This is a genomic window from Glutamicibacter sp. MCAF14, assembly GCF_052114325.1.
Taxonomy (GTDB): domain Bacteria; phylum Actinomycetota; class Actinomycetes; order Actinomycetales; family Micrococcaceae; genus Glutamicibacter; species Glutamicibacter arilaitensis.
Genome location: NZ_JBFREO010000012.1, coordinates 1 through 23,709, shown reverse-complemented (window position 1 = coordinate 23,709; position 23,709 = coordinate 1). Strand labels below are relative to the sequence as shown.

33 protein-coding genes and 1 tRNA gene are annotated in these 23,709 nt (G+C 59.4%); 27 read left to right on the top strand and 7 right to left on the bottom strand.

Annotation, left to right across the window (positions count from 1 at the left end; translation table 11 throughout):
- Positions 1-6: 6 nt before the first annotated feature.
- The gene (locus AB4Y71_RS16755; RefSeq protein WP_441722214.1) at positions 7-1,701 is read right to left on the bottom strand and encodes an ATP-binding protein; all 1,695 of its coding nucleotides are present in this window, start codon (positions 1,699-1,701) and stop codon (positions 7-9) included.
- A 175-nt stretch (positions 1,702-1,876) separates the two neighbouring features.
- On the opposite strand from AB4Y71_RS16755, the gene AB4Y71_RS16750 reads away from it, so the two are divergent.
- The 3 genes from AB4Y71_RS16750 (at position 1,877) to AB4Y71_RS16740 (ending at position 4,367) form a co-directional block, all read left to right on the top strand.
- On the top strand, positions 1,877-3,175 hold the full coding sequence (locus tag AB4Y71_RS16750) for a cation:dicarboxylate symporter family transporter (protein WP_441722211.1): 1,299 nt from the start codon (positions 1,877-1,879) through the stop codon (positions 3,173-3,175).
- A gap of 128 nt (positions 3,176-3,303) precedes the next feature.
- Complete coding sequence (locus AB4Y71_RS16745; protein ID WP_441722208.1) at positions 3,304-3,927, top strand: DUF459 domain-containing protein; 624 nt, start codon at positions 3,304-3,306, stop codon at positions 3,925-3,927.
- Positions 3,924-4,367 (top strand): cytidine deaminase family protein, encoded by a 444-nt coding sequence (locus tag AB4Y71_RS16740; protein WP_441693214.1) that lies wholly within the window; start codon positions 3,924-3,926, stop codon positions 4,365-4,367. Before AB4Y71_RS16745 ends, AB4Y71_RS16740 begins: the two co-directional genes overlap by 4 nt.
- 16 nt (positions 4,368-4,383) lie before the next feature.
- Here AB4Y71_RS16740 and AB4Y71_RS16735 read toward each other — a convergent pair whose 3' ends face one another.
- From AB4Y71_RS16735 to AB4Y71_RS16720, 4 genes are all read right to left on the bottom strand, one after another.
- Positions 4,384-4,722 (bottom strand): VOC family protein, encoded by a 339-nt coding sequence (locus AB4Y71_RS16735; RefSeq protein ID WP_441722206.1) that lies wholly within the window; start codon positions 4,720-4,722, stop codon positions 4,384-4,386.
- Positions 4,723-4,832: 110 nt separating this feature from the next.
- Positions 4,833-5,273, bottom strand: coding sequence for a hypothetical protein (locus AB4Y71_RS16730; protein ID WP_441722203.1), 441 nt, complete (start codon positions 5,271-5,273; stop codon positions 4,833-4,835).
- A complete protein-coding gene (locus tag AB4Y71_RS16725; RefSeq protein ID WP_081461110.1) occupies positions 5,270-5,425 on the bottom strand; it encodes a maleylpyruvate isomerase N-terminal domain-containing protein in 156 nt (51 codons plus the stop codon). Before AB4Y71_RS16725 ends, AB4Y71_RS16730 begins: the two co-directional genes overlap by 4 nt.
- A 34-nt stretch (positions 5,426-5,459) precedes the next feature.
- On the bottom strand, positions 5,460-5,840 hold the full coding sequence (locus tag AB4Y71_RS16720; RefSeq protein WP_441722201.1) for a hypothetical protein: 381 nt from the start codon (positions 5,838-5,840) through the stop codon (positions 5,460-5,462).
- A 186-nt stretch (positions 5,841-6,026) separates the two neighbouring features.
- Between AB4Y71_RS16720 and AB4Y71_RS16715 the strand changes: the two genes are divergently transcribed.
- The 9 genes from AB4Y71_RS16715 (at position 6,027) to AB4Y71_RS16675 (ending at position 14,452) form a co-directional block, all read left to right on the top strand.
- Entirely contained in the window at positions 6,027-6,923 is an 897-nt protein-coding gene (locus AB4Y71_RS16715; RefSeq protein WP_013348536.1) for a ParA family protein, read from the top strand.
- Entirely contained in the window at positions 6,923-7,825 is a 903-nt protein-coding gene (locus AB4Y71_RS16710) for a segregation and condensation protein A (protein WP_441687085.1), read from the top strand. The genes AB4Y71_RS16715 and AB4Y71_RS16710 overlap by 1 nt, the downstream gene beginning before the upstream one ends.
- Positions 7,818-8,408, top strand: a complete 591-nt coding sequence (scpB, locus tag AB4Y71_RS16705; RefSeq protein WP_013348538.1) for an SMC-Scp complex subunit ScpB — start codon at positions 7,818-7,820, stop codon at positions 8,406-8,408. Before AB4Y71_RS16710 ends, scpB begins: the two co-directional genes overlap by 8 nt.
- 101 nt (positions 8,409-8,509) lie before the next feature.
- Positions 8,510-9,616: a pseudouridine synthase gene (locus tag AB4Y71_RS16700; protein ID WP_134780508.1), complete on the top strand. Its 1,107-nt coding sequence runs from the start codon at positions 8,510-8,512 to the stop codon at positions 9,614-9,616.
- Positions 9,617-9,619: 3 nt separating this feature from the next.
- Positions 9,620-10,720, top strand: a complete 1,101-nt coding sequence (locus tag AB4Y71_RS16695) for a prephenate dehydrogenase (protein ID WP_013348540.1) — start codon at positions 9,620-9,622, stop codon at positions 10,718-10,720.
- Entirely contained in the window at positions 10,702-11,397 is a 696-nt protein-coding gene (gene cmk / locus AB4Y71_RS16690) for a (d)CMP kinase (RefSeq protein WP_441687082.1), read from the top strand. The genes AB4Y71_RS16695 and cmk overlap by 19 nt, the downstream gene beginning before the upstream one ends.
- Positions 11,398-11,462: 65 nt before the next feature.
- On the top strand, positions 11,463-12,995 hold the full coding sequence (der, locus tag AB4Y71_RS16685; RefSeq protein WP_013348542.1) for a ribosome biogenesis GTPase Der: 1,533 nt from the start codon (positions 11,463-11,465) through the stop codon (positions 12,993-12,995).
- 101 nt (positions 12,996-13,096) lie between these two features.
- Positions 13,097-13,173: transfer RNA gene (locus tag AB4Y71_RS16680), tRNA-Pro, on the top strand.
- Positions 13,174-13,177: 4 nt separating this feature from the next.
- A complete protein-coding gene (locus tag AB4Y71_RS16675; protein ID WP_441722198.1) occupies positions 13,178-14,452 on the top strand; it encodes a tyrosine-type recombinase/integrase in 1,275 nt (424 codons plus the stop codon).
- Between the two features lie 48 nt (positions 14,453-14,500).
- Here AB4Y71_RS16675 and AB4Y71_RS16670 read toward each other — a convergent pair whose 3' ends face one another.
- Both AB4Y71_RS16670 and AB4Y71_RS16665 read right to left on the bottom strand, forming a co-directional pair.
- Entirely contained in the window at positions 14,501-14,914 is a 414-nt protein-coding gene (locus AB4Y71_RS16670) for an ImmA/IrrE family metallo-endopeptidase (RefSeq protein WP_441722195.1), read from the bottom strand.
- A complete protein-coding gene (locus AB4Y71_RS16665; protein WP_441722192.1) occupies positions 14,892-15,326 on the bottom strand; it encodes a hypothetical protein in 435 nt (144 codons plus the stop codon). The genes AB4Y71_RS16670 and AB4Y71_RS16665 overlap by 23 nt, the downstream gene beginning before the upstream one ends.
- Before the next feature lie 136 nt (positions 15,327-15,462).
- Here AB4Y71_RS16665 and AB4Y71_RS16660 point away from each other — a divergent pair, with 136 nt between their 5' ends.
- From AB4Y71_RS16660 to AB4Y71_RS16590, 15 genes are all read left to right on the top strand, one after another.
- Positions 15,463-15,753: a helix-turn-helix domain-containing protein gene (locus AB4Y71_RS16660; RefSeq protein ID WP_441722189.1), complete on the top strand. Its 291-nt coding sequence runs from the start codon at positions 15,463-15,465 to the stop codon at positions 15,751-15,753.
- Entirely contained in the window at positions 15,750-15,983 is a 234-nt protein-coding gene (locus AB4Y71_RS16655; protein ID WP_441722187.1) for a hypothetical protein, read from the top strand. The genes AB4Y71_RS16660 and AB4Y71_RS16655 overlap by 4 nt, the downstream gene beginning before the upstream one ends.
- An 86-nt stretch (positions 15,984-16,069) precedes the next feature.
- Positions 16,070-16,336 (top strand): hypothetical protein, encoded by a 267-nt coding sequence (locus AB4Y71_RS16650; RefSeq protein ID WP_441722184.1) that lies wholly within the window; start codon positions 16,070-16,072, stop codon positions 16,334-16,336.
- A 427-nt stretch (positions 16,337-16,763) separates the two neighbouring features.
- Positions 16,764-17,267, top strand: coding sequence for a hypothetical protein (locus AB4Y71_RS16645; protein WP_441722181.1), 504 nt, complete (start codon positions 16,764-16,766; stop codon positions 17,265-17,267).
- Positions 17,260-17,553: a hypothetical protein gene (locus AB4Y71_RS16640; protein ID WP_441722178.1), complete on the top strand. Its 294-nt coding sequence runs from the start codon at positions 17,260-17,262 to the stop codon at positions 17,551-17,553. Before AB4Y71_RS16645 ends, AB4Y71_RS16640 begins: the two co-directional genes overlap by 8 nt.
- Positions 17,554-17,637: 84 nt before the next feature.
- Entirely contained in the window at positions 17,638-18,180 is a 543-nt protein-coding gene (locus AB4Y71_RS16635) for a hypothetical protein (RefSeq protein ID WP_441722175.1), read from the top strand.
- A 288-nt stretch (positions 18,181-18,468) separates the two neighbouring features.
- Positions 18,469-18,894, top strand: coding sequence for a hypothetical protein (locus AB4Y71_RS16630; RefSeq protein ID WP_441722172.1), 426 nt, complete (start codon positions 18,469-18,471; stop codon positions 18,892-18,894).
- Positions 18,895-19,145: 251 nt separating this feature from the next.
- Positions 19,146-19,967 (top strand): PD-(D/E)XK nuclease-like domain-containing protein, encoded by an 822-nt coding sequence (locus AB4Y71_RS16625; RefSeq protein ID WP_441722169.1) that lies wholly within the window; start codon positions 19,146-19,148, stop codon positions 19,965-19,967.
- Entirely contained in the window at positions 19,960-20,691 is a 732-nt protein-coding gene (locus AB4Y71_RS16620; protein ID WP_441722166.1) for a hypothetical protein, read from the top strand. Before AB4Y71_RS16625 ends, AB4Y71_RS16620 begins: the two co-directional genes overlap by 8 nt.
- Positions 20,692-20,694: 3 nt before the next feature.
- Positions 20,695-21,246, top strand: coding sequence for a single-stranded DNA-binding protein (ssb, locus tag AB4Y71_RS16615; RefSeq protein ID WP_441722163.1), 552 nt, complete (start codon positions 20,695-20,697; stop codon positions 21,244-21,246).
- A gap of 360 nt (positions 21,247-21,606) precedes the next feature.
- Positions 21,607-22,014 carry a hypothetical protein gene (locus AB4Y71_RS16610; protein WP_441722161.1) on the top strand — a complete coding sequence of 136 codons (408 nt, stop codon included), beginning with the start codon at positions 21,607-21,609 and terminating at the stop codon, positions 22,012-22,014.
- A 184-nt stretch (positions 22,015-22,198) separates the two neighbouring features.
- Positions 22,199-22,525 carry a DUF3310 domain-containing protein gene (locus tag AB4Y71_RS16605; protein ID WP_441722158.1) on the top strand — a complete coding sequence of 109 codons (327 nt, stop codon included), beginning with the start codon at positions 22,199-22,201 and terminating at the stop codon, positions 22,523-22,525.
- Positions 22,522-22,863 (top strand): hypothetical protein, encoded by a 342-nt coding sequence (locus AB4Y71_RS16600; RefSeq protein WP_441722155.1) that lies wholly within the window; start codon positions 22,522-22,524, stop codon positions 22,861-22,863. Before AB4Y71_RS16605 ends, AB4Y71_RS16600 begins: the two co-directional genes overlap by 4 nt.
- On the top strand, positions 22,860-23,354 hold the full coding sequence (locus tag AB4Y71_RS16595; RefSeq protein ID WP_441722152.1) for a hypothetical protein: 495 nt from the start codon (positions 22,860-22,862) through the stop codon (positions 23,352-23,354). The genes AB4Y71_RS16600 and AB4Y71_RS16595 overlap by 4 nt, the downstream gene beginning before the upstream one ends.
- Positions 23,344-23,709 (top strand): hypothetical protein (locus AB4Y71_RS16590; RefSeq protein WP_441722149.1); only part of this gene is annotated, 366 nt, incomplete at its 3' end. The genes AB4Y71_RS16595 and AB4Y71_RS16590, both read left to right, overlap by 11 nt.

Below are 23,709 nucleotides of genomic sequence, written 5' to 3'. Positions count from 1 at the left end.
CGGAGGTCAGTTGTTGTTTTTCAAGGGCAGGGTGACGGTGAAGATTGCGCCGGCGTCGTTGTCAACATTCATTGTGCCACCAAGCCGAAGCACCGCTTGCTGCACCAGCGCCAAGCCCAGGCCGCGGTGTCCGCTGCCGTCCTTGGTGCTCACCCCGAAGCGCATCAGCTGGTCGAGGAACTCCGGTTCAATGCCGGGCCCGGAATCGGCGACCGCAATGATCAGCTCGTCATCGGCCGCGGTAACCTCCACCCAGACCGTCGCCTCTTGTGTTCCCACCGAGGCATCCAGTGCGTTATCCAGCAGGTTGCCCACGACCGTGACGATGTCGGTGGCGGCGTAGGCGTTGTTCGGGATGATTCCCTGTGCGTTGATATCCAGCTTGATGCCGCGTTCGTGGGCCTGGGCTGCCTTGGCCACCAGCAGGCTGGAAAGGTATACGTCATCGATGCTGTGCACGATCGCATCGGTCAGCTTCTGCGAATGCTGGCGGTCATCTACTGCAAAGGCCAGGGCCTTCTCGCTTTGGCCGTTTTCAATCAGGGTGGCGATGGTATGCAGGCGGTTGGCATGCTCGTGGGTTTGCGCTCGCAGGGCGGTGGAGAAGGTCTTCAGCGACTGCACTTCACCGGTAAGTTCCTGCACCTCGGTCAGGTCGCGCAGGGTCATGACCTGGCCGGAGAGCGGTTGGGCGCGGAACCAGCGGATCGGCAGGGAGCCACGGCGGGGCAGCCGCGCATTGGTCAGCCGCGCTGGTCCCTGGGAAATGGACAGCACGGTGTGGGTGCCCAAATGGATTTCGTCCTTGCAGCTGCGGCCGGTAGCCATCAGGGTGCGCAGGGTCTCGGGGATCTGCACCTGATCAAGATCCAGCCCATTGGGCGGCACCTGTTCCGGGAACCCCAGCAATCTGGCGGCCTCCTGGTTATAGAGCACAATGTGGTGCTGCCGGTCCAGAAGCACCAGTCCTTCGCGGACCGAGTGCAGGGCGGAAAAGTAGAAGGCATAGAGCCGGCGCAGCCCGTGCGGGCCGAAGCCCAGGGTCGCTTGATTGACGTAGCGGGAGAAGGACCAGGAGCTGAAGCCGGCCAGCAGCAAGGCAAGTGCCGAGACGGTCAAGATCTGCGGCAGTTCGCTGCGGTAGATCGATTCCAGGCTCTCCAGGGTAATGCCGGTAGCGACCATGCCCACCAGCGTGCCTTCATGGAAGACCGGGGCAATGGTCCGCACCGAAAGCCCAAGGGTGCCCAGGGCGACTTCGTTGTAGGTTTGGCCGGCCAAGGCCTGCTTGGTGGATCCGGAGTATTTCTTGCCCAGCTGCTGCGGGTTCGGGTGCGTTACGCGCCGCTCATCGGGAGTCATGATGGTGATGAAGTCGATGCCCTGCCCGCGGTCCAAGATCTTGTCCGTGTAGGGCTGCAATTCTTCGGTGGGCTGCGTTCCGGTCAGGGCCTCGGAGACGAAAGGATCATTGGCCAAGGTGATCGAAATTGTCGCCACCGTCGCCTGCTTGTCATCGAGGATGACCTGGGCTTGGTGCTTGTAGGTGGCCACTGCCAGCCCGATGACCACGAGCATGATCACCAGCATCTGCGCGGCGAAAATGACTACAGCCAGCGACCAGCCGTCGCTATTGAGCGGTGCAAGGGCGGCAGCGCGCGCTGAAGGCGGCCGGGTCTGGTCCGTGAAGTGATCGGTCAACTTGCGGTCCTCCTTGGACAGATTGGTCTTTGAAGTTCAACAGGTGTGACCAATATGAACGCAATAGAGATGCGGATCACTTCGAACCGCACCATGGATACAGAACGATTCTACGTAAGTCCGGATTGGCAAGGATGCCTGCCCGGAAAATACGCTAACAAGGGTAGGACTCTCCATGGCTGTCACCGAAGAACTAACTCCCAGCGGCAATGCGCCGCAGGGTGCAGCGAAGAAAAAAGACAAGACCCACTGGCTATACATCATGGTCATCGTCGCCGTCGTGCTGGGCGCAGGCATCGGCCTGGTAGCTCCGGAAGTCGGCAAGTCGCTCAAGCCGCTGGGCACCGCCTTCGTCGCGTTGATCAAGATGATCATCGCGCCGGTCATCTTCTGCACCATTGTGCTGGGTATCGGCTCGATCGCCAAGGCAGCGACTGTCGGCAAGGTCGGCGGCCTGGCCATGCTGTACTTCCTGGTCATGTCCACCTTGGCCCTGGGCATCGGGCTGCTGGTCGGCAATATCATCCATCCGGGCGAAGGCCTGGAGCTCAAGCCCTACGAAGCAGGCGGCTCGGGCGACTCGAACGCGACCGTCGACTTCCTGATGTCCCTGATCCCGGGCGACATCCCTGTGCTGCCAACCCTGGTACTGGCGATGTTTGTCGGCTTCGCGCTGCAGGGAATGGGCAAGGCCGGTGAGCCGGTACTGATCGGCATCCAGAACATCCAGAAGGTCGTCTTCCGCATCATGATGATGATCATGTGGGCTGCTCCGATCGGCGCTTTCGGTGCGATCGCCGCGGTGGTCGGTGCAACCGGTTGGGCCGCGATCGGCTCGATGGCTGTGCTGATGGGCGCGTTCTACCTGACCTGCATCCTGTTCATCGTCATCATCCTGGGCAGCATGCTGCGCGTGGTGACCGGGCTGAACATCTTCGCCCTGATGAAGTACCTGGCTCGCGAATACCTGCTGATCTTCTCGACGTCGTCCTCCGAGTCCGCACTGCCACGCCTGATCGCCAAGATGGAACACGCTGGCGTGTCCAAGCCCGTTGTGGGCATCACCGTTCCGACCGGCTACTCCTTCAACCTCGATGGCACCGCGATCTACCTGACCATGTCCGCGCTGTTCGTTTCCACCGCCATGGGCATGCCGATGAATCTGGGCCAGCAGATCGGCCTGCTGGTCTTCATGATCATCGCATCCAAGGGCGCCGCCGGCGTGACTGGTGCCGGCCTTGCAACACTGGCAGCCGGCCTGCAGGCGCACCGTCCGGAGCTGCTGGGCGGCATGGGCGTGATCGTGGGCATCGACAAGTTCATGTCCGAAGCCCGTGCACTGACCAACTTCACCGGCAACGCCGTAGCCACCTTGCTGATCGGCAAATGGACCAAGGAAATCGACATGGACCAGGCCAAGGCCGCGCTGACCGGCCAGATTCCTTTCGACGAAAACAGCGTCGAAGGCCACTAGCCACTAGCGACTACGGTCTTGCGAAAATCCGTTATCCGAAGCATTCGGGTAACGGATTTTTTGCGTCTTGGCTCCTTTGGGAAGATAGCCCCAGCCGGGAAAAACTGCTGGCAGGTCGGAAGGGCATCATGGGCGTTGCGGTACGAGTATGTTTTGTCGGGGATTCCTTTGTTGCCGGAGTTGGCGATGGCAGCCACCGTGGATGGGCAGGGCGGCTAATCGCCCGGGGAATCGAACGCGGCTATGAGCTCACCGGCTACAACCTCGGGGTCCGCGGCGATACCAGCACCATGATTCGCCAGCGGTTCGATGCTGAATGCGCCGCACGTTTTCCACCAGGAGAGCATGCGGTGGGGATCGTGTTCTCCTTTGGAGTCAACGACGTGATCCGCTGGTCATCAAAGCCCCGGGTGGCAGTCGGAGAACGGATTGCGAACCTCTCGGCCATCCTGGACCAAGCCATGGTGCGCCGGTGGCCGGTGCTGATGATCGGTCCGCCACCGATCGCCGATGATGCCCTGAATGAGCAACTGCGCGAGCTGGATGCGCAAATGCAGGATCGATGCGAGTTGGCCGATGTGCCCTATTTGAGCGTCCATGAGCAAATAGCCGGCAACGAGGTGTGGCGCAGCGAGGTGGCCGCAGATGATGGAGCGCATCCGCGCGCGGTCGGATATGACGCGCTGGCCGGACTGGCCGAAGGAGCATGGGATAACTGGTTGCGGGAATTGGCCGCTAGGCTGGAGCGATGAACTCCGCACCGAACCAGCTGCACTATCGCGAACTTGCCGATGCTGAAAAAGAACTCATTGAGCGGGCCCGGCAGACTATCGACGCGTCCACCGATGCGCCCGAAGGCGGCGACGGGATGCACACCATGGGAGCTGCAGTCCTGGATGCCAACGGCACCATGCACGCGGGCGTGAACTTCTACCATTTCACCGGCGGGCCTTGCGCCGAGCTGGTGGCCCTAGGAGCGGCTCGTGCCGCCGGGGCTCTGGAACCGCAGGCGGTTGTTGCGGTGGGAAACCAAGGTCGCGGTATCAAAAGCCCGTGCGGGCGCTGCCGGCAAATCATGGCCGATAGCTATCCGCAGCTGAGAGTCATCGTTCAAACCCAGGACGGACCGCGCAGCGTTGGCATCCGCCAGTTGTTGCCGTTGTCTTTCGACTGGGCGGCCGAGCAAGCCTGATTTCCCGATGGCAGGCTCAGCTCTCCGGCCCTGCTTTCGCAGAGGCGAGCACGATCCAGTTGCCGTCAGGATCCTGAAGCTGCAGGATATCTCCGCCCCTGCCGGGCTGGATGCCGGGATGCTCGATGCCTGCTTCAGCCAGCCGCGCCGCGTGGGCGTCGAGGTCGGCAACTTCCAAGACCACGGTGCTGTGCCCGGCCCGTTCAGGTTCGCAGTACACCTGCAGGCCAAAGCCCGGGCCCAGCTGCCACTCGAGCAAACCGGGCATGGGCCGACGATCCGGACCCCTGCCAATCAGCTGCGCATACCAGTGCTCGGCGCGGGCCAAATCCGATACCGTGGCATTTCCGAGCATTCCCGTGAACATCTGCCTCGCCTCTCACGCCGCCTGGAATCGGCGTTCCTGATCACATTCGACTACCACGGCGCGCGCGAGTCAAGAGCAAATCCGGTGAAGCCGGCGAATTAGCAGTTTGGGGACCAGGGCACTGGCCGGCCTAGGAATGCCGCCAGCTGATCCAGCGCAGCGGCAGTGCCGCTAATTGGCTGCGGGGGAGCGAAGCGTCCTGCTCGATCCACGCCTGCAAGCTGCCCGCCGGCGAATTCCAGAGTCTGCTGCGCCGAAGCTTGAAGCACAGGATCATTCTCCAACTGCTGGCCGGTGGCTTGGGCCAGATCCCAGAGGTGGGCGAGCAGGTCATAGCTGCGGATCAGCAACCGCTCCAAGCCGGTGGCTGTGCCCATCGGGCTCTGGAAGCTTTGTTCAAGCACGCCCGGCACGCCAAAAGCATCGAGCAGCAATTGCGCGGACCGGGCATAGGCGCCGGCAGGATCCCCGCCCAGTACGTCGGCCGCGCTAGGTGGCGGGCGCTTCCCGGCCAGCATGGCCGCGAACACCAGGTTCATCCCACCACATGTGCGAGCAGGTCGCGCACGGTCCACTCGGAGCAGGGCGTGGGCGCATCCCACTGCCGGCTTGCAATGTTCTCGACGAGCCGGCCGCCGAGCCGCAATGCATGCTCCAGGGAATCAACTGAGCTCTGGGAATCCTTGTTCATGATGGTTCCAGTCTTCAGTCCTGATGCCGGCCGGTCAATGGCCGGGCCCGGTGAGCAGCCGCTGCAGGCGCGGACCGAAACGGACCTCGTGTTCCAGCGCCATCAGTTCTTCGATCGACAGGTGGATTCCTTGGGCAGCGAGGAGCGAGCGGATGCACTTCCAGTAATCGCGAAATGCCTGGGCCCGGCTCGCCCCGGGTGCCGGTTCACCCGGGCCGACCACGGTCAGCGTGGTTTCGCGGATGGCAGCCGGTTCGGCCCGGGACCAGTTTTCGCTGGTGGACCAGCCCCGGTCACCGAGCACGAGGATGCATTGCCCGTTCTCCAGTTGGGCTTTCAGCAGCACGTACACGCTGACCTGCTCGCTGTTCGGCTCGGCCTCGGCCAGGCTGAGGAACTTTTCCAAGGTGCCCATCGGATCCTCCCGGATCATGCCAGTGCGCTTTCAGCTCGCATACAACATTAGAGCTAAGGTTCAAGGTAAAGGCTCGCCGTGAAAGTACCCAAAAAACCGGGATCGTTTGCTTCGGCCGATAACCTTGAAAAGAGCTTACAGCTCAAAGAATTAGGTTTATCGAACGGGAAGTGTGGTTTACCCATCGTGAGCGAGGAACAGGGAAATAAGCACCGCGGGGCGGGAATGCTCAAGGAGCCTCGTCCGGTGGGTCCAACTGGCAAGCCATTGACCGATTTCCCCGTGCCAGCACCGTTGCCTTCGCACGGTCCGGCACGTGTGATTGCCATGGTGAACCAGAAAGGTGGCGTCGGCAAGACGACCTCCACCATCAACTTGGCCGCTGCGCTCGCCGAATACGGGCGCAAGGTGCTGCTGGTCGACTTCGACCCGCAGGGTGCGCTGTCTGCCGGTTTCGGCACCAACCCGCATGAAATGGACATCACCGTCTACAACGTGCTGATGGACCGCAAGGTGAAGATCACCGATGCCATCGTGAAAACCGATGTCGAGAACATCGATCTGCTGCCGGCCAACATCGATTTGTCCGCCGCCGAGGTGCAGCTGGTCAACGAGGTCGCCCGCGAGCAGGTGCTTGAACGCGCACTGCGCAATGTCATCGACGACTACGACGTGGTGCTCATCGACTGCCAGCCATCGCTGGGTTTGCTGACCATCAACGCGCTGACCGCTGCGCACGGCGTGATCATCCCGCTGACCGCAGAGTTCTTCGCCCTGCGTGCGGTGGCCCTGCTGATGGAAACCATCGACAAGGTCAAGGACCGCCTGAACCAGGTCCTGGAGCTGGACGGCGTAGTAGCCACTATGTACGACGCCCGCACTCTGCACAGCCGCGAGGTCATCACCCGACTGGATGAGGCCTTCGGCGACAAGCTCTTCGAGACGGTCATCAAGCGCACCATCAAATTCGCTGATGCGAATGTGGCTGCCGAGCCGATTACGTCCTACGCAGCAAACCATCCAGGCGCCGAGGCTTACCGCAACCTGGCCCGCGAACTGATTTGGCGCGGTGGTGCCCCGTAATGAGCACCACGCTCAGCGAAGAAACCGCCACCGATTCCACCACGCCAGCAGAAGCTGAGCAGGAATCGGCTGGCGGTTTTCGCCTTGCCCTGCAGAATTTCAACGGGCCCTTCGATGTGCTGCTGCACCTGATTACCAAGCGCGAGCTGGATATCACCGAGGTAGCCCTGGCCGAGGTCACCGATGAATTCATCGCCTATCTGCGCGAACTGCAGGCTTCCAGCGCCGCCGATGGCAGCGACGGAATGAAAGTGCTCGATGAAACCACCGAATTCCTGGTCGTCGCCTCCACGCTGCTGGATTTGAAGGCCGCCCGTTTGCTGCCGCGCGGCGAGATGGCCGATGAAGAGGACTTCGAGCTGCTTGAGGCCCGCGACCTGCTCTTCGCCCGGCTGCTGCAGTACAAGGCCTTCAAGCAGGCCGCCGAATTCTTGGGCGAACGCTATATGAGCGAAGGGTCGCGCCACCCGCGCGAAGTCTCGCTGGAACCGCAGTTCGCCGCCTTGCTGCCCGAGCTGGTATTCAATATCGGACCCGATGCGCTGGCGGCAATGGCGGCCAAGGCCTTGGCGCCGAAGCCTGAACCCGCCACCGAGGTGGGCATCGGGCATCTGCACGGAGCGAATGTCACCATCGCCGAAGAGGCCGAGACGATCACCGCCATGCTTGAGTCCCGCGGCACCCTGGCTTTCACCCAGCTGGTGGCCGATGCCGATGGGCAGCTAGTGGTGGTCGTGCGTTTTCTGGCATTGTTGGAGATGTTCAGGCAAAAGGCGATCAGCTTTGCGCAGGAAGATCCGCTGGGGCCATTGCTGATTTCGTTGATTCAGGAGTCGAGTTTCGATGCGCAGGCGGTGCAAGATGACTATGAGGGCAGTAGCGGTGAGGTGAATCATGAGTGAGTTTGCACCCATTGACCAGTTGCCAGGAGGCCTGGAATCGGGTCTTGAAGCGGTGCTGATGGTCGCTGATATCCCCGTATCTTCGGCACGTTTAGCCGAAATCTTCGAGGTCCCCACGGCTAGGATTGCCACCGCATTGGAGAACCTCGCTACCGAGTATGATGGTAAGGATCGCCCGCGCGGATTTGAACTGCGTCGCGTCGCCTCCGGGTGGCGCTTCTATTCGCGGGCCGATTACGCCGATTTCGTCTCCAGTTATGTGCTCGACGGGCAGACAGCACGCCTGTCACAGGCCGCCCTAGAAACCCTGGCTGTCATCGCTTACCGACAGCCGGTCTCGCGTGGACGTATTTCGGCGATTCGAGGTGTCAACGTCGATTCAGTGGTGCGCACGCTGCTCACCCGCGGATTGATCACGGAGTATCCGGAAGTTGGAGATGGCGGAGCGACGCTGTACCAAACCACCGAATACTTCCTGGAACGACTGGGGCTGGGCTCGCTTGATGAGTTGCCTGCGCTGTCCCCGTATCTTCCCGGGGTGGCCGATCTCGAGTCGCTCGATTCGGCAACCTACGACGACTAGGTAGCTGCCAGCCGGCAGCTACACCGGATAAACTACGCGTGAAGCCCCAGAACTGGCGGGCTCGCGCAGCGAACACGTAACAGCAAGGGACACAGGCAAGCATGAGCAGGGGATCATCCTCCGGCCGCAACGATCGCGGCAACAATTCAAACTTCGGCGGCAAGCCAGCAGGCGGCCGCAACAACACCGGCGGCAAGTCCGGTGGCAAGAGCTACGGCAAGCCCGGCGGCGCAGGCCGCCCAGGTGGCAAGTCCTACGGCGAGAAGCCTTACGGCAAGTCCGCTTCGGGCAAGCCAGGGGAGAAGTCGAACTCCGCCAAGCGCAACACCTCGGCACCACGGAAGAACTCCGAGCGTGCCTTCGGCAAGGAACGCTTCGGCAACTCCGTGCCAACCAACTACGCACGCCCGACCCAGCGCGCTCGCGCCCAGGCCCGTGCCGAAAACCAGGCGCACCGCGAGCAGCATGGTGAGCAGCAGGACGGCATCCGCTTGCAGAAGGCCATGGCCAACGCCGGCGTAGCATCGCGCCGCGTCTGCGAGGAAATGATCCTCGAAGGCCGCGTCGAGGTCAACGGCAACCTGGTTGTCGAGCTCGGCTCCCGCGTGGATCCTGCCAAGGACCGCATCCACGTTGATGGCATGCGAATCCAGATGAACCAGGCCAACCGCTACTTCGTCTTCAACAAGCCGAAGCACGTGATGTGCACGATGGATGACCCTGAGGGCCGCCGCACCATCGCCGACTACTTCAAGAACGAGCACCACTCGCTGCGCTTGTTCCACGTCGGACGCCTGGACTACAAGACCGAAGGCGTCTTGATCCTGACCAACGACGGTGAGCTGGCCAACCGCCTGCAGCACCCGAAGTACGAGGTTCCCAAGACCTACCTGGTGCAGATCCCCGGCCCGCTGCCACGCGCAGTAAGCAACCAGCTGCGCGAAGGCGTCAAGCTGGAAGATGGCTGGATCAAGGTCGATGACCTGAAGATCATTGCGACCACCCCGAAGCACGTGATGGTCGAAGTGACCTTGCACTCGGGCCGCAACCGCATTGTGCGCCGCATGTTCGACGAAGTGGGCCACCCGGTCCAGCGCCTGGTGCGCGTGGCTGTGGGTCCGGTGCAGCTGGGCGACCAGAAGCAGGGCACCATCCGTTCCCTGGGCAACCAGGAAGTCGGACATCTCATGGCCATGGTGGGGATGTAACCCATGCTTTCCTCTCACCTTGCAGGCCCGGTGCTGGTCATCGGCACCGGCTTGCTGGGCACCTCGGTGGGATTGGGCCTGCGCGCCAAGGGCGTGCACGTCTACCTTTCGGATATTTCGCCGACCGCTGCCGGGGTAGCCCAGGACATTGGTGCCGGGACGCTGCTGGAACACCAGCAGATCGCCCCGGAACTGGTCGTCATCGGCGCCCCGCCGGATGTCACCGCCGCCTTGGTGGGCGACGCGCTGCTGGCCTACCCGAATGCAACCGTGGTGGATATCGCCAGCGTCAAGGGCTCCATCCTGGCCGGCGTGCTGGCCGATGAGCGCCTGGGCCAGAGTGACACCTCCCGCTATGTGGGAACGCACCCGATGGCAGGGCGAGAGAAATCCGGTCCGGCTGCGGCCCGTGGCGAGCTGTTCACCTCCATGCCGTGGGTCATCTGCGCCCATGAGGGTGCCGAAGCTTCGCGGGTGAAGGCTGCTGAATCGCTGGCCATCGACTTGGGCGCGACCATGCACCGCATGTCCGTGACCGAGCATGATGAGTCCGTCGCGCTGATCAGCCACTTCCCGCAGGCGGCCAGCTCGATGATCGCCTCGCGGCTGCTGAATGCCGAAGGCCACCAGCTGGCCTTGGCCGGCAACGGGCTGCGCGACACCACGCGCATCGCGGCCAGCGACGAGAAGCTGTGGATCCAGATCTTCTCGCACAATGCCGCCGCGCTGGTGCCGATCCTGACCGGGATGAAGGATGATCTGGACCGGCTGATCAACACGCTGCAGAACCCGCAGGGCCCAGGCGCCCTGCTGGATCTTTCGCAGCTGATGACCGAAGGCAACGCCGGCAAGGCCAGGATTCCTGGCAAGCACGGCGCCCCGCCGCAGGCTTTTGCCCTGGTCACCGTGCTGATCGATGACCGTCCCGGGCAGATCGCGCAGCTGCTGACCGAAATCGGCGACGCGCAGATCAACATCGAAGACTTGCGCATGGAGCACTCCGCCGGCCACCAGGTCGGCATGGTGGATGTTTCGGTCGTGCCCGGCCGGCGCGATGAACTAATTGACGTATTGACCAAGAACGGATGGAAAGTAGCCCAGTGAGCACCTTGAACAACGACAAGCTCGTTATCGCCATCGACGGACCTAGCGGTTCGGGCAAGTCCTCGGTCTCCAAGGCCGTGGCCCGCAAGCTGGGCGCAGCCTACCTGGACACCGGCGCGATGTACCGTGCGATCACCTACTCGGTGCTCGCCGACGGCACCGATCTGTCCGACGCCAACGCCATTGCCCAGGCAGTGCGCGATGCCAAGCTGTCCATCTCGGTTGATCCGGATGCTGAACTGGTGCAGATCGGCGGCGAAGATGTCACCGCTGCGATCCGCGAGCCGCGCATCTCCGAGCAGGTCTCCACCGTGGCCACCAACCTGGACGCGCGTGCCGAACTGGTCCGCCGCCAGCAGCAGATCATTGCCGAGAACACCCGGATCGTGGCCGAAGGCCGCGACATCACCACCGTGGTGGCACCGGATGCCGATGCGCGCATCTTGCTGACCGCTTCGGAAGAGGCCCGGCTTCGCCGCCGCGGCCTGCAGCTCGGTGGAACCCAGAACGAGTCGCAGCTGGCCACCCAGGTGCTGGCGCGCGACGCCAAGGACTCCACCGTAGTGAACTTCACCCAGGCAGCCGATGGGGTCATGACCGTTGACTCCTCGGACCTGGATTTTGAACAGACCATTGACGCGGTGCTTGACGCAATCAGCACCGCAACGAAAAACTAGCCTAAAGCTGGTGCCCATCCTCGGCGAGAGCCGATGAAGATTACGATCGCTGTGAAGGGAATATCATGAGCGAGAACAACTCCACCCACGACGAGGAATACATCCCCGTTGGAGACGACGATATCGCCGAGCGCCTGGCCGAACTGAGTGAGGAAGAGGCTGCGGTTCGCGCCCAGGCTCTGCTCAGCGGACTGGAAGACTACGAACTGGACGAAGAGGACTCCGCCCTGCTTGCAGGACTGGACTCCTTCGATGACGATGATGAAGACGTCGTCATCCCGCCGGTCCTGGCTGTTATCGGACGCCCCAACGTGGGCAAGTCCACCCTGGTCAACCGCATCCTGGGCCGCCGCGAAGCGGTAGTCGAAGACACCCCGGGCGTGACCCGCGACCGCGTGTCCTACTCCGCCGAGTGGATGGGCCGCCCATTCACCATCGTTGATACCGGTGGCTGGGAGCATGATGCCAAGGGCATCCACGCTTCGGTGGCCGACCAAGCAGAAATCGCCGCCGACGTGGCCGACGCCATCCTCTTCGTGGTCGACTCCCATGTGGGAGCAACCGCAACCGATGAGGCTGTGGTGAAGATGCTGCGCAAGAAGGGCAAGCCGGTCTTCCTGGTAGCCAACAAGGTCGATGACTTCAACCAGGAAGCCGAAGCCGCCGTGCTTTGGGGCCTGGGCTTCGGCCAGCCATGGCCAGTCTCGGCCCTGCACGGCCGCGGCACCGCCGACCTGCTGGACGCTGTCATGGAGAAGCTGCCGGCCCACTCGGCCTTCGGCGGCATGATCCCATCGGGCGGTCCGCGCCGCGTCGCGCTGATCGGCCGTCCGAACGTGGGCAAGTCCTCGCTGCTGAACAAGGTCGCAGGCTCCGAGCGCGTGGTCGTCGATGAGTATGCCGGCACCACCCGCGACCCGGTCGACGAGCTCGTCGAGCTGGGCGGAGAAATCTGGCGCTTCGTGGATACCGCAGGCATCCGCCGCCGCCAGCACATGGCAGTCGGTTCGGACTACTACGCTTCATTGCGTACCCAGACCGCCTTGGAAAAGGCTGAAGTCGCCGTGATCCTGCTGGCTGCGAACGAGATCATCTCCGAGCAGGACGTGCGCATCATCCAGCTGGCTATCGAGGCCGGACGCGCGATGGTCATCGTCTACAACAAGTGGGACGAGGTGGACGAGGACCGCCGCTACTACCTGGACCAGGAGATCGAGCGCGACCTCGCGCACATCGAATGGGCCCCGCGAGTGAACATCTCGGCGAAGACCGGCTGGCACAAGGACAAGCTCGTTCCTGCGCTGAACACTGCGCTGGATTCTTGGGACAAGCGCATTCCGACCGGCAAGCTCAACGCCTTCCTGGGCGAGCTCGTTGCAGCCCACCCGCACCCGGTGCGCGGCGGCAAGCAGCCTCGCATCCTGTTCGGCACCCAGGCTTCGGCCCGTCCGCCGCGCTTCGTGCTGTTCACCACCGGCTTCCTGGATCCGGGTTACCGCCGCTTCATCACCCGCCGCTTGCGCGAGACTTTCGGTTTCGACGGCAGCCCAATCGAAGTTTCGATGCGAATCCGCGAGCGCCGCGGACGCAACCGCTAAATTTCGAATCTGCCCCTTCACTTGGTGTAGGGTAAGAATGGAGCTTTTCGCAGACGGCACCCTTGGTTCTCACGACTTGGGGATAACGGCTGCGAGGGCATCGGGCTATGGCGCAGCTTGGTAGCGCGCCTCACTGGGGGTGAGGAGGCCGTGGGTTCAAATCCCGCTAGCCCGACCAGTACATGCCCGGTAACTCAACGAAGTTACCGGGCATGTGTCCAAATCGCTCGAAACTGTGTCCAAACTGCATTAAACTTTCCTATATGGCAAGCATCCAGACGCGCAAAAACAGCAAAGGCGTCATCACCTCATACCGCGTACGCTGGCGCGAAAAAGGTCAAAAAGGCGCGGATTCATACGAAACTTTCCACTCGCTCAACGACGCGGAAAACTACAAGCGATTCCTCGAATTGAACGGTCACGACTCCGCAAAGACGGATCGTGAAATTCTCCGCGCCGCCTCGCGTGCCCCATCTATTGAGGAAGTCGCAACGCAACACCTCAAACGCTTATCCGACATAGCAGTGCACACGATGCACACCTATGAGCGGATGATCGAAAACCACATCACACCCAAGCTCGGCTCCATCCCCTGCGACATGCTCTCAGAAGAAGACCTCGCGGACTGGGTGACATGGATGCGGGAAAAAAAGCTGTCACCCAAAACAATCAAGAACGTCCACGGATTCCTGTACTCGATCATGAAGACAGCGATCTACAAGGGGCACCGGCCAGACAACCCGTGCGAGCACACTCGACTCCCAAAGAGCGACCATACCGAGGACAAGACAACGTTCCTCACCAAGGCAGAGTTCGCGCTCATCCTGCGCCACCTCGACAAGCACTTCCACCCGTTCTTCCTATTCCTCATCGGAACCGGTCTACGCTTCTCAGAAGCCACCGCACTGCAACCGGGCGACTTCTCCGACGAGCAGGGAACCTACACTGTGCGCGTCACCAAAGCATGGAAGCGCGACGATAAGAACGGGCGAACCATCGGGCCGCCAAAGACTGAGCGTGCACGGCGCACAGTGCCTCTCAATGAGGATCTGGCCCGCACTGTCGCACCACTAGTGGCCAATACTCCGCCAGAAGCTTTCGTGTTCACGATGAAGCAAGGCGGGGAAGCGACAACCCAGGCAATGCACAACAAGGTGTGGAAGCCCGCCTTGAACGCTGCTAAGAACGCCGGCTTGAAGAAGTCGCCACGCATCCACGATCTTCGCCACACGTTCGCATCATGGATGCTCGCTGGTGAACCTCCGATGACCATCTTTGAATTGTCGGTGCTCATGGGCCACGAGTCGGTCAACACGACAACTAAGGTGTATTCCCATCTCATGCCGGAGTCGTTGAAGAAGGGTGCCGGCGTGATGGGCAATGCAATGGCCGGCCTGTTCAACATTGAAACGCAGAAGGAAGTCGATACCAACAAGCTAACGGCTATCGAGCGGTAGACAGCATAATACCCCCACTGGATCTTCGGATCTGGTGGGGGTATTTTTTTATGCCTGAAATTCGGCTATCTGGTTCATCATCTCAACTACTTGCTTGGCGTTGAGGGTGTTCACGAATGCTTCGACAACCCATGGCATGACGTTGAGTTGTGCGGCTATCTCACTAGTGGCAAGCGTGAACTGTGCCTGGTTGAGGATCATGTCGAAGTTGAGCAGCTTCCCCGCTGCCCACTTATCGGCTAGCCTCTCTGTTTTTGGGTGGTGTCCGTGGTGCCCGTATCTTGCGTGCCCGAGTTCGTGGGCGAGGGTGGAACGGTATTGGGCTTTGCTAAGGCCGGGAGAGAGTGTGATGAGGTGTCGGGGCTTGTCGTAGATGCCCCAGGTTCCGTTGGGTGTGGGCGCTTCTCTTACGCGCACACCCAAAGCCTCTGCTGTGGCATTAAGGTTCGTGTGGGCTGTCATCTGGTCCAATGTTTGGATCTGCTTTCTTTGCTGCTAGACCATAATTTCTAGCATCCTCGACGGACATGTTGGAGTAGTCGGGGTCGTCGTCTACAAGTTGCAGCTTGCGGACGTTGTCGATGTTCTGGCGTCCTGCTGCTCGGCGCAGGACTTCCTCAAGTAACGCGGTTTCGGGAACATCTTTGAGGCTGGCTTCTGCTGCCGCGTCGTTCACCTCGGATGCTTCCAGCAGTCCGGCTGCTAGTAGCCCCTCAACTGGGTTGAGGTTGTATGCGCGGCATACGGCGATGATTACTTCTGCTGTTTCGATGTTGCGGTTGAACGTGCTTGGTTGCTGTCCGAGCTTTATTGCCATCTGGCGCTTAGTATCGCCGGTTTTTTCTTCGAGCCACTGTGAGATGTTCGTGTTCATAAAATTAATTATGTTGCATTTTTGCTACATGCGCAACCTCAACGGCTCAAGTCAACGCAATTTCGTGTAGCAGTATTCGAACACTCGGTGTTTCGGATTCGAAATACACTGTTGCAATTCTGTTTGAAGGTGTGCCATGATCGATACATCAGCAAGCGAAAACGCAACAAACTTAAGGAAGTTAGACATGAGCCAACGAATTCGAATCAAGCCAGGACTTCTGGAACGTCTTCGAAATCTCTCAGGCATCCCATCTGACGATGCGCAGGCACGAATGCTAGACGTTAGCCGCGCAACCATCGATCGAATCAAGAACGGCGATCAACCTTCAGCGAAGTTCATGGCCGCGCTTTGCAGCTCATACGGGCTAGGCCTCGGAGAAGCATTCGAAATCTACGAATCAGCAGATGAGGCAATAGCAGCATGAGTGCCCAGCCAGAGTTCATCACTCCGGCACAGTTGGCCGAGAAGCTGAACATCTCAAAAACCACAGTCCTAACGAAGATCCGCAACGGCGACTGGGAATGCACCAAACTCAGTGACCGGATCTACCGCTTCTCACCAGAGCAGGTAGAAATCATCAAGGCTGGCGACAACCGCCGACACCTGAAAAGCAACAAAACGCGACTACGCGCAGCACTCAAAGCCATCGGCTAAGAGAACCCGCCCCACAGTCAGGGCAAACATTCACCCTTTGTACCACTTCCCCTTGGGTTCGTCCCTCGGAGTAAGGATTATTTGTCATGCCCTCGATCACTCTGTCATTCATGGAGAACAAGGCGAAGCAAGCCATTCCGGAGCTTCCACGTAGTGCGTATAAGAAGCTTGGCAAAATCGCTTTCAAACGGTTTGAAAAGTTCACCACCGAGCCGACCGAGCAAGAAGTGCTTGAGCTGTTCAAGACCATCGTCTACGGCGACCCTACCGGCGACACAGCAGTACGCCACCTCACGAACCCTGCCGAGTGCGAACACCACGCATCGGTGGCTCGTCGGTTGGCGGCGGCGTAATGCCTCTCGCGGACAAGACAGCGTTGCGTGAGTATCAGCGCGGTTGGATAGCTGGCCGGCGTGAAGCGTTCTTCAACGGCAAGTCCTGCGCTGAGTGTGGTTCAACTGATCGGCTTGAGCTTGACCATGTTGACCCGTCACTGAAGGTTACTCACCGCATCTGGTCGTGGTCAGTGGCTCGGCGCAATGCGGAGCTTGCTAAGTGCCAGGTTCTCTGTGCTGACTGTCATCTTCTGAAGACGATTAGCGAGTCTCGGACTGCACGTTGTGGCGATGCATCGATGTATCGGCGCGGCTGCCGGTGTGACAGGTGCAAGTTTTCTCAGCGTCTTCTGATGCGTGAGTATCGCGCTAGTAAGCGCCTAACCAAATAAGTAAAGGCCACTAGCTGTAACTAGTGGCCTTCGTCGTTTCAAGGAGAAATATCATGAATGAATTGTACTCAATCGGGCTACGTCCCGCATTCTTTATCCCACTAATCGTCATCGCCGTCCTAGCTGTAGTGGGGATATTTCCACTGCTCGCTGGGAAGAAGATCCAGAAGCGTGCGATAGACGCGAAGAAGGGTTACTTCCCCGAATGGGAAGGCGAGGGGCTGCGCACCATCGGGTACGTATCACTGACTTGCGCAGGACTCATGCTCCTTATCGCTTCCCTGATGTTCATTCCTTATCAGTGGAAGTACGCGGAGATGTACCGCGTGTCCGGTGAAGTTACCCGAGTTTCGAATGTTCTACAGGATGCCAGCGGTCAGCTGACTTCTTCGCCAGTTGTTGAGCTTGACTCTTTGGACGTTCCAGTTGAGGTCAATAACCAGCGTGCGGTTGGTATTGAAGGCAAGGACGTTACCCTGACTTGCACTTTGAATTGGAACTACGCTGCGGCTGATCGCCTGGTTTGCGATCTGTTTGAGGTGACTAGTAATGACTAGCAAGCCTCTCCCAGTACCAATGGTGCTCGATGATCGCGCCGAATGGTTTGAAGCTGCCAACGCTGGCATGGATACCTTGATCGCACGCGGTACTTCCTTCACTGCAGACGACTTGCGTGACCTCGTACCAATGCCAGCTAACCCGAATTGGGTGGGCGCAATTTTCAAAGGCTACCAGTCGATGAAACTTATTCGCACTGTTGGTTTTGAGTTGTCGCGGTCTAGTTCACGTCGTGGCGGTTCGCTACGGCGTTGGGTTGGGGTGAAGCGTCGTGCGACGGTTTAGCCCCGCTACCGTGTTCATTTGGTCGTGTGTTACCCCGTTCGCGGCCCTAGTTTTCGTTGTCATAGCAGATATGGAGTGGTGGTAGTGGAACTGGAAGAACTGCGCAAGATCGCAGAAGCGGTAAAGCAAGAGCCGTGGGTGTTAGCAGGAGGCAATGAGTGGATTTCACCTATTGGCATCACTGTTGATTATGACAACGGAGGGGTTAGTCCGGTCGAGGCCGAGTTCATCGCCACGTTTGATCCGCCTACCGTCCTCGCGCTCCTGTCCCGTGTCGAAAAGGCGGAGCGTTCCTGCCGGTTGCTTGGAAAGATCATCGAGCGTGATGGCAAAAATCTTGTTGAGCTGACCAACTCGCAGGACATCATCGCGGAAGACGGTGATGGTGACTGGGAAGTTGTGTGGGAGCGGGCGCAAGAAATGAAGGGCCGCCTCGAACAGGCTGAGCGGGTGTGCGTCAAACTGCGAAACCGTTTGGATGCGATGCGCCGGCAACGAGACGGATACCAAGCACAAGCGCGCAAGGCTGAGCAGGCCGTCGCAAGAGTGCGTACCGAGCTTGGGTATATCCCAGAATCTTTCTCTGCACGCATTTACAAGGCCCTGGACGGTGATACCCGTGGGTGACATGTGCGCCGCGTTGGTAGCGATCCAGGAACTACACAAGCCGGTTGACCCCGTATTCAACTGGAAAACCGGGCTCACCCTTTACCCTCCATGCCCTGACTGCAACGGCAAAGCCGGGGTGCATGACTGTGGCTGCTGGTCCGATGATGACGTTGAGTATGAGTGTTCTCACTGCAACGACTTCGGTAACCCCAGGCGAACCAGCGTGATTTGGCCCTGTGAAACCCGCAAGCTGGCCGACGAAGGGCTAACCGACCGTATGGCACGAACCAACCAAGGAGACACCAAATGAGCACCAAGACTTTTCATGACGATGATAGGAAGCTGGAAGTTCAAGAGAACGAAGGCCAAATCAACCTGTACATCGAAGGAGAAATCAACGAGCTCGGTATCAACCTCGCCCCGTCTGATGCTCCTGCGCTTGCCCTCGCAATCCTCGAAGCGGCGGGGCATCGGCCTGTAGCTTACGATCCAGAACGACTGGCAGGGGATGACCTTCTGGCATACATCGCTCACAGGCTGGCGGTGCATGTGGGCGATGAGGCCAAGCGCACCGCCAAAGCCAAAGACAAGGCTGAGTTGGAAGCCGAAGCGCTGGAACTATACAAAGCCGCATACCCAGTACATGCGGACTGGGATTGGAAATCAGTCGCCAACACAGATAAGTGGCTCGCTGTTGCACGCCGAGCACGTGAAATGAAGGCAGAGAAGTGAACAATCACAAGACTAGATCCTTTGAACGCCCTAAACTGCCCGTGTTTCAAGCGTCATGCGGGAAATGCGGGTGGACAGGCCGCGAATGGTCATTTGAAGCACCAGTCAGGGAAGAACAAGGTGAGCATCAATGCGACCTTTAGGAAACGGCGGATACCAGAACAGTTGCGGCCCAGGATGCGGATGCGACGATGACTTAGACCTCGAAGAATCGGGGTCTATTTTTATTGGCGACAACATGGAGGCAGACTGTGGCGACACTGATTTATGACTTGGATGAAACTGAGTATCACGCTCATGAGGCGCTTGGTTCAACGTCGATCAAGACGCTTTCAGATACCGGCATCAGCATGGCCGAGGTCAAAGTGTTGCTGTCTACGAATGAGCACAAGCGTACTTTCGACGTTGGGAGTTTGGCTCACGCGTTGATCCTCGAAGGCAGTCTTGACCGGCTTGTTGAGCGTGTGGACGTGGACGCATGGCGAACCAGCGACGCGAAACAGGCCAAGGCTGAGGCTTACGCTGCCGGGAAGATCCCGATCAACAACAGCGAGGTAGAGAGCATCTTGCAGCCGGTGGAGCGCATGGCAGATAGCGTCATGAACCACCAGCTCGCATCCTCACTGCTAACCGATTTCAGCCCGGAGGTTAGCGCGTTTTGGGAGCAAGACGGCATCAAGCTGAAAGCTCGTTTTGACGCGTACCGGCCTAATTATGGTCAGATTATCGACCTGAAAACCACCCGGTCAGCACGCCCCAACGACGTCCGCAAGTCCATCAGCGACTTCGGCTACTACATCCAAGCGCAACACTATTTGAACGGCGCTCAGGCGGTCACAGGCTTCGTGCCCGACTGGAAGTTCATCTTCGTGCAAAACTGCGAACCCTACACAGTCAGCATCGGATCACTCGACCCCGAGGCACTACGGCAAGCACAAGCACGAATTGATATTGCGTTACGCCGATACCAGGAAGCCCAGTCATCGGGTAACTGGCCAGGCTACGAAAACGAATACACCTACGGCCTCACACCGTGGGAATCAATCAGAAACGGAGAGATGGAAAATGAGTGAACTAGTACCGCAGTCCATCGGCGGGAAGATGGACTACGCACAGGCAATGGCGGGGTCAAACCTGCTGCCGAAACACTTCCAAGGCAACCCAGCCAACCTCTTGTATGCGATTGAGTTCGCCGAGGCGTTGGGCATGAAGCCTATTCATGCGATCACGAGCGTGCATGTTATCAATGGCAAACCGAGCGCCAGCGCAGACCTTATAGGGTCTATGGTTCGCAAGGCTGGGCACAAGCTACGCGTTACTGGTGATGAGACTTTCGCCGAGGCGGTACTGATCCGTGCTGACGACCCTGACTTTGAGTTCAAAGCTCGTTGGGATCTGTCCAAGGCGAAGCAAGCCGGTTTGAACACTCCCACATGGCGTGCTTACCCCGGTGCGATGTTGAAGGCTCGTGCAATCACTGAGGTGTGCAGGGCTGGTGCTCCGGACGCTCTACACGGCATCCAGCACTCTACTGAGGAGCTGGAAACCGTACCGCCAAGCAACAGTCGTTCGCACGCTCCGCAGCCCGTGGAGGACGTGCAGGAGCTTATCGAAGTCCCGATGATCACCGAAGTGCAGTGGCAAGAGGTAGTCAACGCTTGTTCGACTGCGGGGATCGAAAACCCTGGCGCGTTCGTCGCCGAAACCCTGGGACGGCAACTACCCGGCCCGAACGCAATCAAGGCAGACGAACTGCCACTAATCATGAACACCATCAACAACAACGAAGGAGCCTAACTAATGGCGAATGAAACTTACTTGACTGTCCGTGGCCGACTCACGAGTGATCCGGAGATGCGGTTTACGCCATCCGGTGCGGGGGTCGCCAATTTCACCGTGGCTGTGAACGCACGCAAGTTCGACAAGCAGACCAACGAGTGGAAGGACAAGGAGGCGAAGTTCTGGCGTTGCGCCGCGTGGAACCAGGGCAAGCTCACCTTGGCTGAGAACATCGCCGAAGGCTTGAAAAAGGGTGACGCGGTGCTCGTGTATGGCGAGGTTGAAACCCGCTCGTATGAAACCAAGGAAGGCGAGAAGCGGACCGTCGATGAAATCCGTGTGGAGCACATCGGCAAGGATCTCGTCTTCCACAAGCCAGCCCAGCAGGGTGGTGGCGGCTTCAACGCCCAGCCTCAGCAGTCTACTCAGCAGTCCGCACCACAGCAGAGCCAGCCTCAGCAGGGTGGTGGTTGGAATGCGCCGGCTGCTGACCCGTGGAGCACTGGTAACAACCAGCCACAGGGCAACGGTGGCGGATGGGGTTCGCCAAGCAACGACGAGCCAGCGTTCTAAACCGCATGCAGTAACCCTCCAAGCGCTAACCCAAACCGGGTAGCGCTTCTTTTATACCCAAAACGCGGGGTCGGTCATCACGCCGACCCCGCACACACTAACCAAGGAACCCTAATGGCACGCAAACCACACGGCACTATCCGACCTTGCGCCGAATGCGAAAAACCCATGCGACCCAAAACCTGGAAAGCCGAAGACCACCCCGGCACCGTAGTCCACGCAACATCAGGCCGATGCTCCAAATGCAACTACGCACACATCACACGCCTCGAAAAGCAAGGGCTGAAACCAACCGCACCATCACGCAAACCCAAAACCAAAGACAAAACAGCACGACCATGCCAAGGAGACTGCGGGAAGATGCTACGAAACAAAGAATGGAAAACCGAACTCTTTCCGAACACGATCATCCATCGTGGACGCGGGCTTTGCTACAACTGCTACAACAATGAACACGGGCGGGCTGAGAGGCTCATACCAGTTGTTACGCCGCGCCCATCCTACGAGGAGAACCTTGCATCGTTGCGAGCCTACTTCTCTAGCCGCCGCCCGTATCGGGAAGCGTTAGGGCAAACTTTCTTCCCTGACCCGTTGGATTCTGCTGCGAACCGGCCTGAGAACCTTGTGCCGATCGAGCATGGCAGCGCCCGCGGTTACGACATGGAAGGCCGACGAAATGTTGAGCACTGCGAACCGTGCATCATGGCGAAACGTCGAGCCAACCGCGAATCGCACCACCGCCGCAAGCAAGCAAAGGCCACAGCGTGAGCCATGACAATCCGGAATGCCTCGCTTGTTGCAAGGGCGCACCACCTTACTTCCTATGCCGGGATAAGCGGTGCATCTGCCATTTGGAGCAGGACTTGATGGCGCAGAAGAAACATAAAGCGTCTGGGCATCGCGACCCAACCGCATCAACAGCTATCGGCAACGTTATGAAAGGCCAAAAGAAATGACCACGGACGACGAGATTCAGAATGATGCGCTTGGTGAGCAGATTGATTTGGACTGCATCGAGCGTTTAGGCGCTGCACTAACCCATGTGCCCGATGTGCCACACGTTGCACCAGACCCGGTATCACACCCATCGCACTACACCGCATACCCCGGCATTGAAGTCATCCAACTAACCGAGCACATGAACTTCTGTTTAGGAAACGCCGTGAAGTACGTCGCACGCGCCGGACTGAAAGACCCATCCAAGACCATCGAAGACCTCAAAAAAGCGGTCTGGTACATCGAACGCGAAATCCAACGACTCAAGGAGCAAGGCAAATGAGCGCCGACTGGTTTACCGAGGGCATGCGCGATCAAGACGCTGGCTACGCGCTAGCCCGACCCCGCGAGAAGTTCCACGTATACCGCTACAGGATCGCCGGGCCGGGGGCACTGCGCAGGACGGCCCTCTGCCATGGAGTGCAAGGCGTAGTCATGGTCAGCAGTGGACTCGACCTGGATAACGAAGCCGAGTGCATGGCATGGCTAAACGGGGAAACCGGGATCTTTGGAGGTCGCAGATTCCCGGCAGGTGAAGACCTTGAAACAAAGCTCACCGCCTACCAATACGCCGTCATGTGTGCGCGGTGCAAGGCCAGCTACGAAAGGAAGACGTCATGACCATCCAAGAAATCCTCGAAGCGCATAAACCGTCGCGCTGGCGGTCATTCACTAACGAGAATGAGATCTTGCGCTGTTGCGGCAAGGACTTCGGGAACGCCACCAAGAAAGCCAAACGTGGAGATGGGCACCTCGCATGGACTGAGTTCAACGCTCATGTTGCTGAGGTGCTGGACAAGCACATGCAGGAACGGGAAGCGGCGGTTATTGCTGGACTCGCTGAACTACTAGACGAATACCGGAGCAACCATGACATAGCCGAATGCGCTGCACCCGTGGAGGGTGAGGCGGGGCGGCAATCGGTCATCGACAAGTGGGAAACGATTTGCGAGGAACCCGCCGAATGGTTGCGCGAACAGTCCAAGCTTCACCATGAGAACGGCTTTGAATACCTGCGGTATGTCGCCTATGAAGCATGGTACGCAGGCAAAGAATCCGACTCGGACGAAGAAAACCCCTACGCAGACGAGGAACTACACCATGGGCGCTAATGAGAAGCACGCAGCCACCTACCACGGCGGAGAATACACGCCGACGACGGCGATCGTACACAGCATCTACATGACCGCATGGAACTCCACTGCAGACCCCGTAGACCAGCAGGAAATACAGGATAAAGCGCGAGATGAATTCACTCGCTGGCTTGAAACCGTCCGCGCCGAAGCGAAAGCAGAAGCGCTACGTGAAGCGGCGGACGCGCTGAACCCGGAACTGATCAACTACCGACGCGACGCAATGGAAGCACTAAGCCAGCCGATTAGACCCGCTGGCGGTGACAGCACCATGAGTCTCCAACTTGCTCTCGTCGCAGCAAATCGAACCGCCGTCTGGCTCCGTGCCCGCGCT

Excerpts from the sequence above, each read along its gene's own strand:
- AB4Y71_RS16650 (WP_441722184.1), top strand. The coding sequence starts at position 16,070 with ATGCCCTCGATCACTCTGTCATTCATGGAGAACAAGGCGAAGCAAGCC.
- AB4Y71_RS16700 (WP_134780508.1), top strand. The coding sequence starts at position 8,510 with ATGAGCAGGGGATCATCCTCCGGCCGCAACGATCGCGGCAACAATTCA.
- AB4Y71_RS16610 (WP_441722161.1), top strand. The coding sequence starts at position 21,607 with ATGCTACGAAACAAAGAATGGAAAACCGAACTCTTTCCGAACACGATC.
- cmk (WP_441687082.1), top strand. The coding sequence starts at position 10,702 with ATGGAAAGTAGCCCAGTGAGCACCTTGAACAACGACAAGCTCGTTATC.
- AB4Y71_RS16675 (WP_441722198.1), top strand. The coding sequence starts at position 13,178 with ATGCCCGGTAACTCAACGAAGTTACCGGGCATGTGTCCAAATCGCTCG.
- AB4Y71_RS16660 (WP_441722189.1), top strand. The coding sequence starts at position 15,463 with ATGATCGATACATCAGCAAGCGAAAACGCAACAAACTTAAGGAAGTTA.
- AB4Y71_RS16750 (WP_441722211.1), top strand. The coding sequence starts at position 1,877 with ATGGCTGTCACCGAAGAACTAACTCCCAGCGGCAATGCGCCGCAGGGT.
- ssb (WP_441722163.1), top strand. The coding sequence starts at position 20,695 with ATGGCGAATGAAACTTACTTGACTGTCCGTGGCCGACTCACGAGTGAT.
- AB4Y71_RS16600 (WP_441722155.1), top strand. The coding sequence starts at position 22,522 with ATGAGCGCCGACTGGTTTACCGAGGGCATGCGCGATCAAGACGCTGGC.
- AB4Y71_RS16630 (WP_441722172.1), top strand. The coding sequence starts at position 18,469 with ATGAGCACCAAGACTTTTCATGACGATGATAGGAAGCTGGAAGTTCAA.
- AB4Y71_RS16595 (WP_441722152.1), top strand. The coding sequence starts at position 22,860 with ATGACCATCCAAGAAATCCTCGAAGCGCATAAACCGTCGCGCTGGCGG.
- AB4Y71_RS16740 (WP_441693214.1), top strand. The coding sequence starts at position 3,924 with ATGAACTCCGCACCGAACCAGCTGCACTATCGCGAACTTGCCGATGCT.
- AB4Y71_RS16745 (WP_441722208.1), top strand. The coding sequence starts at position 3,304 with ATGGGCGTTGCGGTACGAGTATGTTTTGTCGGGGATTCCTTTGTTGCC.
- scpB (WP_013348538.1), top strand. The coding sequence starts at position 7,818 with ATGAGTGAGTTTGCACCCATTGACCAGTTGCCAGGAGGCCTGGAATCG.
- AB4Y71_RS16730 (WP_441722203.1), bottom strand. The coding sequence starts at position 5,273 with ATGAACCTGGTGTTCGCGGCCATGCTGGCCGGGAAGCGCCCGCCACCT.
- der (WP_013348542.1), top strand. The coding sequence starts at position 11,463 with ATGAGCGAGAACAACTCCACCCACGACGAGGAATACATCCCCGTTGGA.
- AB4Y71_RS16670 (WP_441722195.1), bottom strand. The coding sequence starts at position 14,914 with ATGACAGCCCACACGAACCTTAATGCCACAGCAGAGGCTTTGGGTGTG.
- AB4Y71_RS16640 (WP_441722178.1), top strand. The coding sequence starts at position 17,260 with ATGACTAGCAAGCCTCTCCCAGTACCAATGGTGCTCGATGATCGCGCC.
- AB4Y71_RS16620 (WP_441722166.1), top strand. The coding sequence starts at position 19,960 with ATGAGTGAACTAGTACCGCAGTCCATCGGCGGGAAGATGGACTACGCA.
- AB4Y71_RS16695 (WP_013348540.1), top strand. The coding sequence starts at position 9,620 with ATGCTTTCCTCTCACCTTGCAGGCCCGGTGCTGGTCATCGGCACCGGC.
- AB4Y71_RS16720 (WP_441722201.1), bottom strand. The coding sequence starts at position 5,840 with ATGGGCACCTTGGAAAAGTTCCTCAGCCTGGCCGAGGCCGAGCCGAAC.
- AB4Y71_RS16710 (WP_441687085.1), top strand. The coding sequence starts at position 6,923 with ATGAGCACCACGCTCAGCGAAGAAACCGCCACCGATTCCACCACGCCA.
- AB4Y71_RS16725 (WP_081461110.1), bottom strand. The coding sequence starts at position 5,425 with ATGAACAAGGATTCCCAGAGCTCAGTTGATTCCCTGGAGCATGCATTG.
- AB4Y71_RS16655 (WP_441722187.1), top strand. The coding sequence starts at position 15,750 with ATGAGTGCCCAGCCAGAGTTCATCACTCCGGCACAGTTGGCCGAGAAG.
- AB4Y71_RS16645 (WP_441722181.1), top strand. The coding sequence starts at position 16,764 with ATGAATGAATTGTACTCAATCGGGCTACGTCCCGCATTCTTTATCCCA.
- AB4Y71_RS16605 (WP_441722158.1), top strand. The coding sequence starts at position 22,199 with ATGACCACGGACGACGAGATTCAGAATGATGCGCTTGGTGAGCAGATT.
- AB4Y71_RS16665 (WP_441722192.1), bottom strand. The coding sequence starts at position 15,326 with ATGAACACGAACATCTCACAGTGGCTCGAAGAAAAAACCGGCGATACT.
- AB4Y71_RS16735 (WP_441722206.1), bottom strand. The coding sequence starts at position 4,722 with ATGCTCGGAAATGCCACGGTATCGGATTTGGCCCGCGCCGAGCACTGG.